Genomic DNA, 15,451 nt, shown 5'->3' with positions numbered 1-15,451 from the left:
ACTCTCTGAGTTCACCTCATTAAGTATTATAAGGATCGTAGTTCTCACTGTCGTTCGAACTGCATCAATGTACCTAAGTTCGTCTAAGTCCCTATTGGACTTGACTCACTAAGGTACATAGAAAAAGCCACCGGTTTTGGTGGCCCTTATAGGGAGATTATTATGAAAAAGTTTAGGATTTTCTATCAAACAAAGTTAGGAGGTCTTCATTTGATGGTTTTATTATAAGGCTGGTTTCTTAAAGAAAACTTAAGAAAAGACGCTGCTTATAAGAATCGGTCTTAGGTCTGATATTTTTTTACAACAGAAACTATTTAGATTTTTTTCTAAATAGAGTTGACAAACCCCTCCGAAAGTACTAGAATCTATTTAGAAAGAAATCTAAATAGATTAGAGGAGATAGAGATGAATTTTGCGCAAACATTTAAATCTTTATCGAATCCGATAAGAAGAAGTATCTTAGAACTGCTAAAGGCGGGAAAATTATCTGCTGGAGATATCGCTGGTCACTTTGATGTGGCAGGAGCGACCATTTCCCATCATTTAAGCCTCCTCAAGCAGGCAGATTTAATTCGAGAGGAAAAAGAGAAGAATTTTATCTACTATGAACTCAATACTTCAGTCTTGGAGGATTTAATGGTCTGGCTCGTTGATTTGAAAGGAGACTCTACTGATGAAAACGAATAAAAAACTATTGCTATTAACTTCTATGGTGATCCTTTTCCCCATGCTTTGGGGGCTGATGATTTGGTCGCAATTGCCTAACCAAATCCCGATTCACTTCAATTTTGCTGGCCAGGCCAATAACTTCCAATCGAAACCCCTGGTTGTGTTTGGTCTTCCTATTTTCGATCTCATGGTGCATCTGTTTATGATCTTTATGATCGGTCGCGATTCTAAGAATAGCGCTATGAATGAGAAAATGATCAGAGCGATTTACTGGTTGACCCCAATCGTTTCCTTAAGTACCTCCTATCTCATCTATAGCAAGGCGCTAGGATCTACTACCAATCCATCAGTTTTTGTTTCGGTTCTGCTAGGGCTCATCTTTGTAATCATGGGCAATTACATGCCTAAGCTAAAAGTGAATCACACGGTTGGAATCCGTCTGCCTTGGACCTTGCAGAGTGAAGATAACTGGCACAAAACCCATCGCTTGGCAGGGAAATTGTGGGTCCTCGGAGGTTTGATCCTCCTACTTGAAGCAGGTATTCAATTCGCGCTGTCTTATGTACTGGTGCTGGTCATCCTCACCATTGTCCTTATCCCTGTGATGTACTCTTATCAGTTAAGTCGGAAAAATCGTTAGTATAAAAAACAACCAGAGAAGAAGCAGTCGTGAACGGTTTCTTTTCCGGTTGTTTTTGTGCTTGTATAGAATTTATGGTTATATTAAATACGCAATTTATCAAGGAAATAAAAGATGTGATATTCTTTAAAATATAGTTCATACATTATATTTTAGCTATATTAAAGTTTTATTTTGTTAAGATCAAAATTTTAATAAAAAATAAACCTACTTGAATTGTTCTGACAAACTTGAAAGCTTATTTGATTAAAACTCCATAACTCTACTAGGGTGTTTACACAAAATTATTGACAGTATCAAATAAAATCAGATAGATTGAACTAAATGATTACCCAGAAGTAACTTTCATAATTCTTTTCACACTATCATCTTTGTCAACTAGAAGGCAATCTGGAAAAGTCATCTGCTTCCATTTTTTATAATCAAAATTTGGATCAAAATGATTGATTAAGATTCCTAGCAAATTTCCATGAGAACTCAGTAAAATGGTTTTATCTGAATACCTTTCTTCTAAATCCTGCAATAAATCTAAGATTCTCATTAATGCTTCTTGATTAGATTCACCTCCAATAAGTGATTTATCTGGATTTTGCCATAAATATTGAATCGTTTCTTCAAACTCAGAATCTTCAATAAATCTTGAAGATAATTTTCTTTCACGCAAACGATCATCAAGCACTATCTTATCAAATTGTACAGGAGAACTATTTACTGTCTCAAAAGCTCGCTTATAAGGACTAGAAAAATAGTAATCAATATTAAAAGAATTCAAAAACTCCAATTGCTTTAGAGATACAAATCCTTCTTCCGATAAAGTTCTATTAAAATCATCACTCGAAAATCTCGAATGAGCATGTCTAAGTAAAATATAAGAATTGTTCATGAATTATAATTACGCTGAAAATACATATAAGGAGGAAAGTTGTTTTATAAGCTCATATTATCTTACTTAACTATTAATTGTCAAGTAGATTCATTCATTTTACTCACCCCCCCACCCAATGGGCAGGTTTTATCTGTTTTATTCAGCTAAATTAAGCTCTCAAAAAAGCTGATGAAATATAAATTCATCAGCTTTTTTGAGAGCTTAATTTGACTATTAGCTTATGTTGATAGTTAGATTTTTATTCAGAGCAAGTGCAATTTTGCTCATTGTTTCAATGCTTGTGTTATTTCCACGTTCAATGCGAGCAATGGTAGACTGTGGGACATGAGATAGGGAAGCTAGCTCTCTTTGGGTGAGACCTGCTGTTTGTCGTGCGTCATAAACTGCAATAGCACTTTCCAAAATAGCTTTTTCAGTTAAAAACCCTTCTTTAAATTTATTGTCTGCTAGTTCGTTTTCTAAAAAATCATCAAATTTAATTGTGGTCATGGTTGTTGTCCTCAAATTCTTTCTTTAAATCCTTAGCGTGTTTTATCTCACTCTGGGGTGTTTTTTGTGTTTTTTTGGTAAAGCCATGGGTGATGATATAGCGTTCATTGATAACATGAAAATAAAGTGCCCTTTGAATGTTAGAAGCAACCTTTGAGCGGATTTCAAAGATGTCGTCATCTAGCTTTTTCACCCATTCCATACGTTGAGCAACTAAAAGACCATGCTCTTGTATAGTGGCGATAGTTGCCAGTAATTTTTGTTTGTCTTTAATTGGTATAGTTTGTAAAAATTCTAGGAACTCGGTGTGTCCATTTAACCGAGTATAAAACTCAAATTTTGGCTTTTTCATTGTACCTCCATGATAGCATATATTGTTCTTTTCTTCAAGAATAATGGTGTGAACTTTATCCAAATGCTATGCTACAATCATATAGTCATTATGTATTTTTTATTCTTAATCTTAGTTTTGGTTGTGAAAATAGTAGTAAATTTATTCCATCTATTGACGGTTGAGATAAACTCTAAGTGACATATATGTATGCCAAAGGAACATTTTGGGTATTTCTTGTAATTTTAGATGAATTTCTATATTAGGATAGTGTTGTATCATGTTGTTAAAAAATTGAAAAGATAAATATCATAGATTCGATTTGGTATAATAGTAATTGAAATTGATGTGCAGTAATTTTTGTTTAACTTGAGAATTGTTTTATAAGTTAGAATGGGATCATAATGTCGAAAATCACATTTCATGATAAAAACATGATAAAAAAATTTTTTAATGAGGGTGGATATGTTCTAGATTTTTCAAATCGTACTTTTGATAAATTTACTTATCACTCCATTGGTGTAAAAATTCAGGAAAAGTACGGTTTGTCAAAAGGAAAGTCATTTGAAGCATATATAGATGAAGCTCTTGATAACGATATTATTAAGTTGGTAAGGGATTTACTAACTTATTATGATGACCTTCCAGATAGTAGTTCTGAAAAGACTGATATTAAGAATAAACAAGCAGAGAAGTTAAAAGAAATGCTAAATTCCTATGCCCATATGGGGAAAGAAATAATAAAAACTGACGAGTCCTTTCTCACTAAAGGTGGCTTTGCTGAAATTTATTTACAAAAACATTCTCAACGGATTGTGAAAAAGTTGAAAAATGAATATAAACAGAACTCTGCTCTAAAAAGTCGCTTTAAAAGAGAGTTTGAAATTATGCAGTCTCTATCGCAAGTAAATGGGATTATTAAAGTTTATGAATTCGATGAGTCAGAGTTTAGCTATACGATGGAGAAAGCTGATTTTACTTTAAATGATTATATTGTAAATAATGAATTAAAATTAAACCAAATATTTAATCTGTTGTTTCAAATATTGACAATAATGGCTGATGTTCATTCTCGAGGTATCTATCATAGAGATTTGAGTCCAAGCAATATTTTTCTATGTGATGGGCTTATAAAGATATCTGATTTTGGATTAGCTAAAGATTCTACTGTCAATCATTCTCATTTGACTATGAACACAAATAATTATGGGCAGTTTTATTATTGTGCGCCAGAACAGATAACTGGTCTAAAAAATGCAACTAAAATGAGTGATATCTATTCATTAGGAAAGGTGGTTAATTTTTGTTTAACTGGAAACCCAACCAACGAAAAACATGTTCTACGAACTTTTGTTCAAAAAGCCACCTCTTATCAACCAGAATTAAGGTTTAGAGATGCAGGGGAAATGCTTGAACAACTAAGTTATCACCTGCGAATTTTTCATCAAAAGGATTCAAAGCAGAAAATATTAAAAAAAATTCAACAGAGAGAATATGATGAAACAATAACGATATATCTTAATAATATTTCGAATGTGGATTTGTGTCGGGAACTTATTGACATAGGAGAGAATTACAAATTGGCTTGCATTAAATTTATGAAAATAAGCCCAGAAAATGCACTATTCTTGATTCAAAAACTTTTTCCATCATTAAAAGAAGTTGCAACCTCTTTTTCTTCAAATGATATTTTTGCATCTCTTGCATTTGATATATTAAAAGATGAGCATTTTGATTACTTGAGTAAAGAAATGGCTGCAAGGATGTTATATTATGTAGCTCGGGAAGTAAATCGTTTCTATGCCCAGAGGCTTATAGAGGACTTGAAACATAGTTCTATCGAACCAATGTTAGAAAATATTTTAGATGGTGAGTAGTTATGGATACTGTCAATAATTATGTGTAAACACTCAAAAAGAGGCATTTAAGCCTCTTTTACTCTCCTTCAAACACTCTGTCACTGTCCATTTACTGTCCAATATAATGTAATATTATTGAATATCGTTAATTTTTTTGAACTCTAAAGCTTTTAAAATCAAGATTTCTAATGATATCAAGACCTAAAGAATCTTAAATTAAGTCTTGCATATTCATCATTTCAAACTCTCAACTTTCGAGAAAATACTAATTTTCGGAAAGTCAAAGGTCTATCCTTTTTTGAAAAGAATTTAAATGATAAAGGGAATAAAGGATAATCTATAATTCATCTGTTGGTTTATATATCTGATGAGATTATTTTGATGAAAACAGTTCTACAAAAAGTAAAATTCTGAAAAAAATCCGAAAATTATTGATTAATATATACTTGTTTCAAATGATACAACAAATTGAATAGGAGAAATCTATGGAACAAAGTATTACCATTAAAAATCTATGTAAGTCATATGGTCAAACTCAAATTTTAAAAGATATTTCTTTTGAAGCAAAAGCAGGAAGAGTAACTGCTTTCTTAGGTCCAAATGGAGCTGGTAAAAGTTCAACCTTACGTATCTTATTAGGATTAGACAAAGCAACATCTGGTCTCACCAAAATTGGAGATCAAACTTATAAGGAATTAAAATTTCCTCTAAAGACTGTAGGAGCTTCATTTGACAGTGTCGGAGCTCCTGATGATCGGACTGTTTATCAACATTTGAAAATTGTTGCTGTTAGTAATGGGATATCGAGTCAGCGAATTGAGCAAGTCTTGGATATGGTGGATATTAGTCATAAGAAAAAATCTAAAATTGGAAAATTATCATTAGGAGAAGGACAACGCTTGGGGATTGCAACAGCTCTATTAGGAAATCCTCAATATCTGATATTGGATGAACCGACAAATGGTTTGGATCCAAGAGGAATTCGGTGGTTTAGAGAGTTTATAAAAAAACAAGCTCAAGAAGGAAAGACCGTCTTGCTATCATCTCATATATTATCGGAAGTGGAAGCAGTGACAGATGATGTGGTCATCATAAATAAAGGCAAAGTTCTTATAAAAGGGACTTTACAAGAAGTGATCAGAAATCTTTCTTCACTGGAGGAAGTTTTCTTTAGTTTAACAGAGGGAGGAAATTGACATGGCACTTATTTACTCTCTTCATTCTGAAATCTTGAAATTACTTTATAAGAGAGCTACTCATGTTGTACTATTTTTGATACTAGTATTTCAAACGTTTTTAGCAAATATTGGTGCATCTCAAATTGTTTCAGTTGGTATCCATGCTACACCAGAGACAAATCCAGAGTTAGTAGAAGCTATTCCACCTATTGAATTTTTAGGATTTGATGTTACTCTAATTGGCATTTTTTTTATGATTATCTTAGGCTCAATCTACGGAGCTGAAGAGTATAAAGACTCTGCTATTCGCACAAGCCTCCTCTCTAATACGAGTCGAATTACTCTCTTAGTTTCAAAGACATTAATTTGGCTGGTATTTTCTTTTGTCATTTCCTTCCTATCAATATTTCTGACGATTAACATGACACATTATGTTTTAGGACAAGATGGTTTATTGCTATTTTCACTAAATGGGACAGTTTGGTTCTATATGTTTTTAGACAGCATAGCTTGGACATTGTTGGGACTTCTAGCCTATATTCTGGCTTTAACATTTAAAAAAGCCCTTGTTCCCCTATTGTTTTTGCTTCCTCAAGTCTACAATTTAGGAACATTCTTAGCCGACCATATATCAATTGCAAAATTTCTTCCAGTTTCATTGAGCTATGGACTGATTGCGACATCTCCTCAAATGTTAGAACAGAATAGTTTACAAAATATTTTGCTTTTACTTTGTTGGAATTTGTCATTCTTGGCTTTGGCAGTTTACCGCGTGCTTCAGTCAGATGTTGGAGGAGGGGAATGAGTTGAAAGAGCAATTTAAAAGTGAGTATCTCAAGTTTATGATGAATCCTTGGCATTGGTTGATTATAGGTGCTCTATTACTTTGTGTTCCGCCGATGGTTATTTTTTTAAATAGTAAACCAGATCAGTTGACTCTACACTTTGTTTTGGAACAGCTACTGCAAAGTCTCTATTTAGGACAGGCAGGTTTTATTAGTCTAGCTGTACTATTTATAGGTCAAGAATTTACAGGTTCTAGCCTTCGTACAAGTTTTCTTACATGTCCAAATCGTTTAAAATTTATAATATGTAAACTAGCTATTGTGTTATGTGTGGAAATTGTATTATTGCTAGCTATAATATCAGTATGTATACTACTTGCTCAAGGATATTACAATATCAATCTTTTGAGCAATATTAAAAATGTTCTAACAATCCTTTTTCCAGTTTGTATTTCTATTTTAACCTTCTCTCTTTTAAGTGGTATTTTTGTATTTATTTTCCGATCTTTTACCTTAATTTTGGGAATAAGTTTATCACTTTTATTGGGTCTAGGGCAAATGTTATTACAATTCAGTTCTTTATTTAGAAATTTACCCTTACTAGCGAGTATGAACTGTTACTATATCCATCCTTTATCACTTTATTATCCAGTGTGGAAAGGCTTAGGGATACAAATAGTATGGTTATTAATTGTTTTTGTATTTGCTACACTGATTCTTAGAGAAAGAAATGTACGCTAAAGACAGGGGCTATCCTGTCTTTTTCTCAGTTAATGATATAATATTATTTAGGAGCGTGAGTTATGGCTTATAAAATTTTAGTGGTAGATGATGATCTTGCTATTCTTCGCCTAATAAAAAAGGTACTAGAATATGAAAAATATGAAGTAGTCATACGAAATAACATAGAAGAGATTGATCTTTGTGATTTTACAGATTTTGACTTGATTTTGTTAGATATTATGATGCCTGTTAGTGGTTTAGAAATCTGTCAGATGATTCGCGATCAGATAACTGTTCCTATCTGTTTTATAACTGCTAAGGATATGGCTGAAGATTTGGTGGCTGGAATCAATGCAGGCGCTGATGATTATATTATGAAACCCTTTAGTATGCCAGAACTTTTAGCACGTGTTAAAATGCACCTACGTCGTGAAGAACGGACTAAAGGAACTATTCATCAGATAAAAAGTGGGAAGCTTATACTATATACTGATAGTAAGGAACTATTTATAAAGAATGATAAGATTCCATTGACAAGAAGGGAATTTGATATTGTCAGCCTTCTAGCAAGTCACCCAAATAAAATATACTCAATTGAGGAGATTTATAATTATCTTTATCCACAAAATTCAGATGCTCTTTTACGTTCGGTTTCAGAGTATATTTATCAAATTCGTCAAAAGCTGAAACCATATCAGTTAAATCCAATTAAAACCTTGTACGGTGGAGGATATCAATGGGTAGAATCAAAAGTTTTAGACAATTAATTCTAGAAACTTGTTGGAGAATTATTTGGCAGTTTGGTCTTGGTTTGTTATTAGCTTATCTTATTCCCTTAGCTTCTGTATCCATACAAATAAGGGAGGATGGGAAGCCTCTAAAAAATAGTGGTGTTTTATCAATCTTTTTCAATGTATCCTCATGGGTGTATCTTTGTGTTTTATTGATCATTCTAATAAGTTATCATATGGGAAAACTATTGAGAAAATTGAGTTATGAAATGAACTCGATTTATACAAAGAGTATGTGGCTGGAGAGCGAAAGTATTGATAAAATGACTATTAAGGAATTTTGGGAGACTGGTAATCGCATCATTGTGATGCAAAATCGTATTCGACAGCTATTAGATGATGAGAAGCAACAGAAAGAAGACTTGATGTTTCAGGTTTCAGCAGTTTCTCATGATTTGAAGACACCTCTAACTATCATCAAAGGGAATGCAGAATTTTTGCACACTTCCACTAAAGATGAGCAGTCTAAAGAATGTTTAGCAGATATCGTTCGTGCTAGTCAACGCTTACTTGATTATTTTAATCAGTTGATTCATTATTCTAAAACTTACTATGATGATGAGACAGGTTGGACGGAGTATTCTTCTTCAGATTTTATTAATGAATTAGAGAAAGAAGTCTCTTTTTTGATAAAAAATCAGATGAAGTTTTCTTTTGAACAAAATGTGAAAGGAACGGAAAGATATTATATAAATCCATCCCTTCTGATTCGTGCAATACAAAATATTTTAACAAATGCTTTGGAGTATGCAGATAAACAGAATCCTAAAATTAAAATTAGGGTAGAGCAAGTGAGGAAGGAATTGAAAATAGGGATATGGAATAATGGCTCTGAATTTCCAGATGAAGTTTTAACTAATTTTGGGAAGCTCTTTTATCGTATGGATAAAGCTAGAACGGTTAAAGAGCAACATTTTGGTATTGGACTTAGTTTTGTATGTAGAGTTGCAGAACTGCACAAAGGCCGAGTTGAGTTGAAAAATAGAGACGAGGGAGCAGAAGTTATAATGAGTCTCAATTGTATTAAATCATAGCGAGTTATTATCTGATTAAATGCAGTTCCGTACAGTAAAACATTTTTTCATACCTCTGTTTTTTCTATTATATACTGTAATTTAAAGCAAACTATTTGTAAATTATAATTGAGAATATTATATTTAAAGTAATTCCACTGTTTTGATTAAACTTATTTAATTTTGTTGAAACAAATAAGTAGTTGTTGCTTGCTAGGAATTTATAAGAAGCGTGTTAAACTTATCTGAAATAAAGTATTTTCAAACCAGGTCTTAAGAAAGCTCGTAAAGCTTCACAATTCTCAAAACGTTAATCAATACGATACTATCAACGTTTACAGACATTCAAGAATTTCCTCTTGGGTGTCTTTTTTTGTTCAAAAAACTAAAGTTCACCCCAAAATTCACCCCAAGTTCACCCCAAGTTCACCCTATTGCTTTTTGAGACTTTTAAAGGCTATTTCTCCTGCTGTTTGATTTACTTTTTCAGTAGTATTGACATAAGTCTTCGTTATTTGGATGTCACTATGAGTAAGTGCTTCTGAAATGGCCTCAAGAGAAAAACCTGCTTGTTTAGCAAGATGTTGGAATTTATGAGGTCCTTGATGGATATTATTTTTCTTCATAAGTATGTTATAATGTAGATACGATATGAAAAAATTAAGATATCTCTTTAAATTTTGTAAATGTCACTTTGTGTGAACATGAGTGAATTTGAGTTTAGAGAATGATAGGAGATGGTTTATAATGATAAGTTTAGAGTTGATGTCTGAAGAAAATAGCATAGATGTTTATTCTTTTGAAAAAGAAAATAGAGAGTATTTTGAGCGATGTTTACCTCCTAGACCAGCTCACTATTTTGATTCTGAAGGTTTTAAAGAAATTACAAGGGAATTGTTAAGGGAACAAGAGAATCATGATGTCTACATGCATCTTATTAGAGATGCACAAGGTACTATGGTCGGAAGAATCAATTTAAGTGTCTTAGAGGATGATCGAAAAACAGCAGAACTTGGATATAGGATCGGAGAAAATGTTACTAATTTAGGTTATGCAAGTGAAGCGGTTAAACTCGTTTTAGAAAAGGCCTTTACTACTTATGGTTTACATAAGATTATCGCGGGGACGGCAACGTACAATCTGGCTTCTCAGAGAGTGCTTTTAAAAAATGGTTTTACCTTTAGTAAAATCATAGAAAATGACTTTCAAATGAATAACGAGTGGATTAATACGGCAGTATTTGAGATAAGGAATCTATAGCATCATCATTACCAGCCGTTTGCCAAACCTCAACATTTCTAGTAGACATTCGTCTACTTTTTTATATGATAAATTGCAAGAATAAGTGCAACATCCACTCTAACTCCTCCACTAGAGCTTCATAAGCCAGGTCTTAAAAAAAGGTAGAGAAAAAGGTAGAGTTTGAATTGAAATACAGTGCAATATATCGCATTTGGCAAAAAGAAAAAACGCTTGAAATCAGCGTTTTTCTTATGTATTGATTCGTATTGAATGCTTACTTCACTTCTGTAAGGGTTAAATAATCGGCCTGTACCCCTTGTCATATCAAGGAGTATAGGTTTTTGAAGAAAAAAGGTAGTGATAAAGGTAGTGATTGTATTAATCTGTGAGTTCTTGTAATTTATCCAGAAAAATATCAACTGCTTCGAATTTTTTCTTTGGTGCTAGTTCAGCATATGTATCCATAGTTGTGGTAATAGACTTATGTCCCATCCTATGTTGTAGCTCTTTCCAGTTAGTTCCGGCATTGAGCATCATAGAGGCATGTGTATGTCGGAATAGGTGAAACCCATAATTTGGTAGTCCCAATTCGATAAGTCGTTTTTTTAGAGTTGCACGCTCATTTCTATCACACATATAATTTCCATAAATCGTAGGAAATATCAATTTGGATCTTGGTAAATGATGTTCTTTAAAATAGAGATTCATTTCTTGATGAAATTCCCTTAGTCCTTCTAAAGTTGATATCGGAACAGCAACTCTACGATTACCGGCATCAGTTTTAGGAGAATTCTTACAAATAATCCCTCCTTTTTGGTTCAATTTTTTATTAGCACTTTTCCACATTAAAGTTTTATTGACAATGATTTCATTAGTTTCAAAATCAAGATCAGTAATTTCTAAAGCTAATAGTTCATTGATTCGTAGTGCTGAAGCCAGTAATGTATTACAAATGATTTTAAACCGCCGATTTGCTCTCGTGTTTGGTAGTGTGTCAAGGTAAGCTAGCCAAAGTTTTAAATCCTCATCATGAAGGACCATGATACGTTCTTTAATGGCTTTGGGTTTTGGTGGTATCTTGATTGTCTTTGCAGGATTGGTTTTCAAACCGCAATTTGTTATTCCAAAATCAAAAATATCACTCATTTTATGTGCCATTGCACCAAAATCTTTTGCACTGCCTTTCGGGGCACGTTTTTTTCCAGATTCAATTGCTTGTTTGGCTTTTTTTACTAATCGATTTAGCCATAATTGAATATCTGATGCTTCGATCTGCTCAGGTTTATAATTGCCAAATTGTGGAATGATGTAAGTATCTAAGTACCCTCGAACACGGTTTATTGTGTTTTGCGAAGATACCCAAGTTTTAAAATGGCTAAACCAAAATTCAGCTAAACTTTCAAAATTACCAATTTGGATAGTTTCTTTAATAGTTGACCCAGATTTTTCAAATTGAATTTTGGATTCAACAATTTTTCTATCTAAAGCTTTTAATGTTTTAGCAGTGATTGTTCTTGTAATTCGCTTACCAGTCTTAATATCTGTTCCGATATAAACACCTTTGATTGAATAGCTTATTTCACCGTTCTGCTTGGTAGTTTTTATAACTTTTTTATTGTTGTGTTGAATGGTTTCTTTATTCATATTGCCTCTTAATTCGGATATTTAAAAGACTAAAATAAGACCCTCACCTTCTTTTAAGATGATTTTATTTTAGCATATTCCTGAGTTGTTTGTTGCATTCCTGCTTTACTATTAAGTTGATAGAAATTTAATGATGTCTTGCCGTTTATAGTAGACTGTTCTCGTTCCTTCAATAGGTGGTTCCAGACGAGCTAGTCCTTTTCTTTCCCAACTCTTCAGCGTGTTAGGTGATATATTCAATTCTTTTAGAACTTCTTTTTGAGTTATAATTTCCAAGTGATTGGAGTTGCTTTTTTTGTCAAGAAGGTTCACCAATACTTGAAGAAGATTTTCAATTTTATCTAGTTTTACTTGTTGTAGTGCATCCATATAATTATCCTTTCTAATGTCCAATAACATAGGTAAATTGTTTGGCAGTTTCTGCATCAAATGTGCGGTAACTAATTATTCCTAACCCTTTTACATTACACTCTGAGACGAGAATTGAACCATCTGATTTGACCTGTTCCACAAATGAAATGTGTCCGTATATTGGATCAGCTCCAGCTTGTCCAGGGCTAAATGATAGAGCAGAGTGCTCTGTTGGTGTGTGGGTTGTTGTAAAGCCTGGTTTATTCATCCATTGTCCACCATTTCCCATAAATGGATCAAAGTTGACTCCGACTTGTTTTCCACGGTTGAAGACATACCAGGTACATTGTCCCCATGGATAAGTGCTTGTGATATAGCCAGTAGTGTCAATAGCTGTTGTTAGACTGTAGCCAACAGGGATATCGTTTGAAGTTACTCCTCCACCATCTCTAGTTTTTCCTGTAGTTTGTTCAGGAGCTTTTGGAGTTCCTCCATGTTCATCAATGAAGGCATCCAGTTTTTGCATGGTTTCTGCACGTCTTTTTCCGGATCCTGTAGTATCTGTGAAATAAACACCACCATCGGTAGAGGGATTTAGAGTACCATTCGCAAACTTTTTAGCCTTGTCATCTTGAATTTTGAAGGTTTGGTTTTTATTTCCAATGATGGTTTGTTGGGTTAGTCCGACAACCGCAACCTCGTCATTAAAGTTATTGGCATATTCTGGATTGGAATCATAAGCCCCAAAACCAAACATATTGGCTCCAGGATTAGTGGCTACCCCAGCAGTTCCAAGGGAACTTTCATTCAGTGCGATCGCAACGATTCCACGGACATCAAGATTAGATTTAGCTTCCCATTCGAGGAGCTTTTTTCCATTAATTCGGTTCTTATCATAGGAGATTCCTAACGTATCTAAAAAGCCGTCTAATTGCTCTGCTGTAATACCGAAGCGATGAACCAGTAGGTTGTGAGTATAGGGATCTCCATCTGACCAGTGATCCGCATAGGTCACTCCATTTTGGGATTGAGGTGAGCCATTCGTTCCACCACCTCCGACAGCCCCCATAAGGATAATGATGATGAGGACCGGTAGAAAGAGAGGAATGAGACCGGCTAATAGAAACCATTTTAGTTTTTTCATCGAATCTCCTTTCTAGTTAATGTCTTATATAAGCAGTGAACAGAACAGTCCCAAAACGCCATTTTGCATCTAAAACGACTGAATAGGACTTAGCCTGTAAGATGATTTTGTCTCTTTCTTGTTCTGATACTGGAAACAAAAGAAGGAAATCGACTGAGCGTTTTCCTTCTTGGTAGGCTTGATAAAGAGTTTCTTCAAGAACTCTTGGAAAAGCAGTTCTTGAGCGTATCTTGGTATTCATATCATTCTCCTCTAAGTTGTCTTAAGCGTTCTGTTAATCGGTCTCTTCGTTCAATATTGGTTCTCAATTTATCATCTCGTGTCATGGTTTTCCTATAAGCACGAGTGAAGGCATTGGATCCTTGGGCTTTGTACATGGCTTGAGGATCTTTATATTCCTCTAATTTGTGCTCAATACTATTAATGCGGAGCTGTTTAAATGGAGAAATCCACTCTTCTTTAAGAGTTTGAAATTCCTCGTTTGAACTTGGTGTTGGCTCTACTGTGATTGCAGATTCCATTGAAGGAGTTGGTGGTATTTTTTCTTCAACTGGTTTAATCCCTTCTAGCGTTTGCTTTGTTTTCGGAATGCTTGGTTCTGGAGCATCTGGACTTATCGGAGTCTCAAGTGTTTCTGCTGGGAGCACTTCATCAGGTTGGTGCTCTGATTCCTTATTGGTAAAGAAAGATCCGACATTTTGGAAGTGACTTTTGGCATTCATCACCATTCCGGCTCCGAAACCAGCACCTGCTAAGGCAAAATTCCCAAGATGTTGAGCAGATGAAAGACTTCTCGATGGTACTTGTGAAGCTACCTCTCTGGTCTTTGTGACCCCTTTTTCAACTTTGTTTCCAATATCATTCGCAACCATTCGAGCTTTGGATCCAAGAATGAATTGGATCAGTTCAGCTTTGTATTTCCATAGAAAGAAATATACGAGTCCCTTTGAGACGACTGAAATGAGTAGTTTAAAAACAAGGCCAAAGATAATCAAGGATGGGAGTGTTTTAAGAATGCCATCAAAGCCTGTAATGATAATGTTTTCGATCATTTTCTCAATATAGAAAACTAATAGAGTTAATAGACTTGTGATAGCTGGGAAAAGTAACCCACCAAACATGACTTTTAGAACTCCAAAAATCAAATCTTGCATTCTTGGCACAAAAGACATTAATAGCACAATTGGAAAGAGCAGGATCATCATCAGAACGAGTGTCTGAGCAATGACATTTAACATTTGAATCAAAATAACTGGTATTGCTAATACAAAAGCGTCAAAAATTTTAAAAATGACATAAAACATACGAGTAAAGATGAAATCAGGCATTGCCGAAACCCAACGGTTCTTTTCGCCATCTTCATTAGCTCCATTGCCTAGTTCATCTAGATATTTAGAACGGTCTTTGGATTTAACCGCTGTAAAGTTTCCATTTTTATCGCCTGTTCCTAATACCTTACTATCGTCAAAAGTTTCTTGTTTTCCATTTTGGCTATTCTTATATTTACCATTTTCTTGGCCAGTATTGACAAAGACATAGGCTTTATAAGAGGTTTCTGCTATATAACTATCTGCCATGGAATCACCGATTTTGATCGTCTTATTTTTTCCATATTCTACTTTAATATGAGTGATATTTTTAGTAACATCTTGGGAAACATGGTTAATGGTATCTAGTAGATACAGACCACCTGATGTTCCAGCAAT

General features: G+C 34.0%; 18 protein-coding genes. 9 read left to right on the top strand and 9 right to left on the bottom strand.

Features of this window, described 5'->3' with window-relative positions; all coding sequences use genetic code 11:
• Positions 1–405 precede the first annotated feature (405 nt).
• Entirely contained in the window at positions 406–687 is a 282-nt protein-coding gene (locus ACESR9_RS07410) for an autorepressor SdpR family transcription factor (protein ID WP_373106208.1), read from the top strand.
• Entirely contained in the window at positions 674–1,309 is a 636-nt protein-coding gene (locus ACESR9_RS07405) for an SdpI family protein (protein ID WP_373106207.1), read from the top strand. Before ACESR9_RS07410 ends, ACESR9_RS07405 begins: the two co-directional genes overlap by 14 nt.
• Positions 1,310–1,637: 328 nt before the next feature.
• On the opposite strand, the gene ACESR9_RS07400 is transcribed toward ACESR9_RS07405, so the two are convergent.
• The 3 genes from ACESR9_RS07400 to ACESR9_RS07390 all read right to left on the bottom strand — a co-directional run bounded on the left by ACESR9_RS07400 (position 1,638) and on the right by ACESR9_RS07390 (position 3,036).
• Positions 1,638–2,192: a histidine phosphatase family protein gene (locus ACESR9_RS07400; RefSeq protein ID WP_135782884.1), complete on the bottom strand. Its 555-nt coding sequence runs from the start codon at positions 2,190–2,192 to the stop codon at positions 1,638–1,640.
• A 216-nt stretch (positions 2,193–2,408) separates the two neighbouring features.
• Positions 2,409–2,684 carry a helix-turn-helix domain-containing protein gene (locus tag ACESR9_RS07395; RefSeq protein WP_135782885.1) on the bottom strand — a complete coding sequence of 92 codons (276 nt, stop codon included), beginning with the start codon at positions 2,682–2,684 and terminating at the stop codon, positions 2,409–2,411.
• Entirely contained in the window at positions 2,671–3,036 is a 366-nt protein-coding gene (locus ACESR9_RS07390; RefSeq protein WP_061597416.1) for a type II toxin-antitoxin system RelE/ParE family toxin, read from the bottom strand. Before ACESR9_RS07390 ends, ACESR9_RS07395 begins: the two co-directional genes overlap by 14 nt.
• A gap of 413 nt (positions 3,037–3,449) precedes the next feature.
• On the opposite strand from ACESR9_RS07390, the gene ACESR9_RS07385 reads away from it, so the two are divergent.
• From ACESR9_RS07385 to ACESR9_RS07360, 6 genes are all read left to right on the top strand, one after another.
• Positions 3,450–4,892: a serine/threonine-protein kinase gene (locus ACESR9_RS07385; RefSeq protein WP_373106206.1), complete on the top strand. Its 1,443-nt coding sequence runs from the start codon at positions 3,450–3,452 to the stop codon at positions 4,890–4,892.
• Positions 4,893–5,359: 467 nt separating this feature from the next.
• Positions 5,360–6,070, top strand: coding sequence for an ABC transporter ATP-binding protein (locus ACESR9_RS07380; RefSeq protein WP_006153132.1), 711 nt, complete (start codon positions 5,360–5,362; stop codon positions 6,068–6,070).
• 1 nt (position 6,071) lies between these two features.
• Positions 6,072–6,857, top strand: a complete 786-nt coding sequence (locus tag ACESR9_RS07375) for an ABC transporter permease (protein ID WP_350012056.1) — start codon at positions 6,072–6,074, stop codon at positions 6,855–6,857.
• A 1-nt stretch (position 6,858) separates the two neighbouring features.
• Positions 6,859–7,578: an ABC transporter permease gene (locus ACESR9_RS07370; RefSeq protein ID WP_306474428.1), complete on the top strand. Its 720-nt coding sequence runs from the start codon at positions 6,859–6,861 to the stop codon at positions 7,576–7,578.
• A 62-nt stretch (positions 7,579–7,640) separates the two neighbouring features.
• On the top strand, positions 7,641–8,327 hold the full coding sequence (locus ACESR9_RS07365) for a response regulator transcription factor (RefSeq protein WP_006153168.1): 687 nt from the start codon (positions 7,641–7,643) through the stop codon (positions 8,325–8,327).
• The gene (locus ACESR9_RS07360; RefSeq protein WP_006152950.1) at positions 8,297–9,385 is read left to right on the top strand and encodes a sensor histidine kinase; all 1,089 of its coding nucleotides are present in this window, start codon (positions 8,297–8,299) and stop codon (positions 9,383–9,385) included. Before ACESR9_RS07365 ends, ACESR9_RS07360 begins: the two co-directional genes overlap by 31 nt.
• A gap of 410 nt (positions 9,386–9,795) precedes the next feature.
• Here the strand turns inward: ACESR9_RS07360 and ACESR9_RS07355 are convergent, their stop codons facing one another.
• The gene (locus tag ACESR9_RS07355; protein ID WP_373106205.1) at positions 9,796–9,990 is read right to left on the bottom strand and encodes a site-specific integrase; all 195 of its coding nucleotides are present in this window, start codon (positions 9,988–9,990) and stop codon (positions 9,796–9,798) included.
• A gap of 121 nt (positions 9,991–10,111) precedes the next feature.
• Between ACESR9_RS07355 and ACESR9_RS07350 the strand changes: the two genes are divergently transcribed.
• Complete coding sequence (locus tag ACESR9_RS07350; protein ID WP_350012058.1) at positions 10,112–10,624, top strand: GNAT family N-acetyltransferase; 513 nt, start codon at positions 10,112–10,114, stop codon at positions 10,622–10,624.
• A gap of 360 nt (positions 10,625–10,984) precedes the next feature.
• Here ACESR9_RS07350 and ACESR9_RS07345 read toward each other — a convergent pair whose 3' ends face one another.
• The 5 genes from ACESR9_RS07345 to ACESR9_RS07325 all read right to left on the bottom strand — a co-directional run.
• A complete protein-coding gene (locus ACESR9_RS07345; RefSeq protein ID WP_001031496.1) occupies positions 10,985–12,250 on the bottom strand; it encodes a tyrosine-type recombinase/integrase in 1,266 nt (421 codons plus the stop codon).
• A 111-nt stretch (positions 12,251–12,361) separates the two neighbouring features.
• A complete protein-coding gene (locus ACESR9_RS07340; protein ID WP_000339502.1) occupies positions 12,362–12,619 on the bottom strand; it encodes a MerR family transcriptional regulator in 258 nt (85 codons plus the stop codon).
• A 13-nt stretch (positions 12,620–12,632) separates the two neighbouring features.
• Complete coding sequence (locus tag ACESR9_RS07335) at positions 12,633–13,745, bottom strand: CHAP domain-containing protein (protein WP_000734464.1); 1,113 nt, start codon at positions 13,743–13,745, stop codon at positions 12,633–12,635.
• A gap of 16 nt (positions 13,746–13,761) precedes the next feature.
• Positions 13,762–13,986 (bottom strand): hypothetical protein, encoded by a 225-nt coding sequence (locus ACESR9_RS07330; RefSeq protein WP_001092961.1) that lies wholly within the window; start codon positions 13,984–13,986, stop codon positions 13,762–13,764.
• 1 nt (position 13,987) lies between these two features.
• A partial coding sequence (locus ACESR9_RS07325) for a phage tail family protein (RefSeq protein ID WP_373106204.1) occupies positions 13,988–15,451 on the bottom strand: 1,464 nt, incomplete at its 5' end.

Origin of the sequence: Streptococcus parasanguinis, from assembly GCF_964238605.1 — a bacterium.
GTDB classification, from domain to species: Bacteria; Bacillota; Bacilli; order Lactobacillales; family Streptococcaceae; genus Streptococcus; species Streptococcus parasanguinis_AJ.
This window is presented reverse-complemented; position numbering and strand designations above follow the sequence as displayed.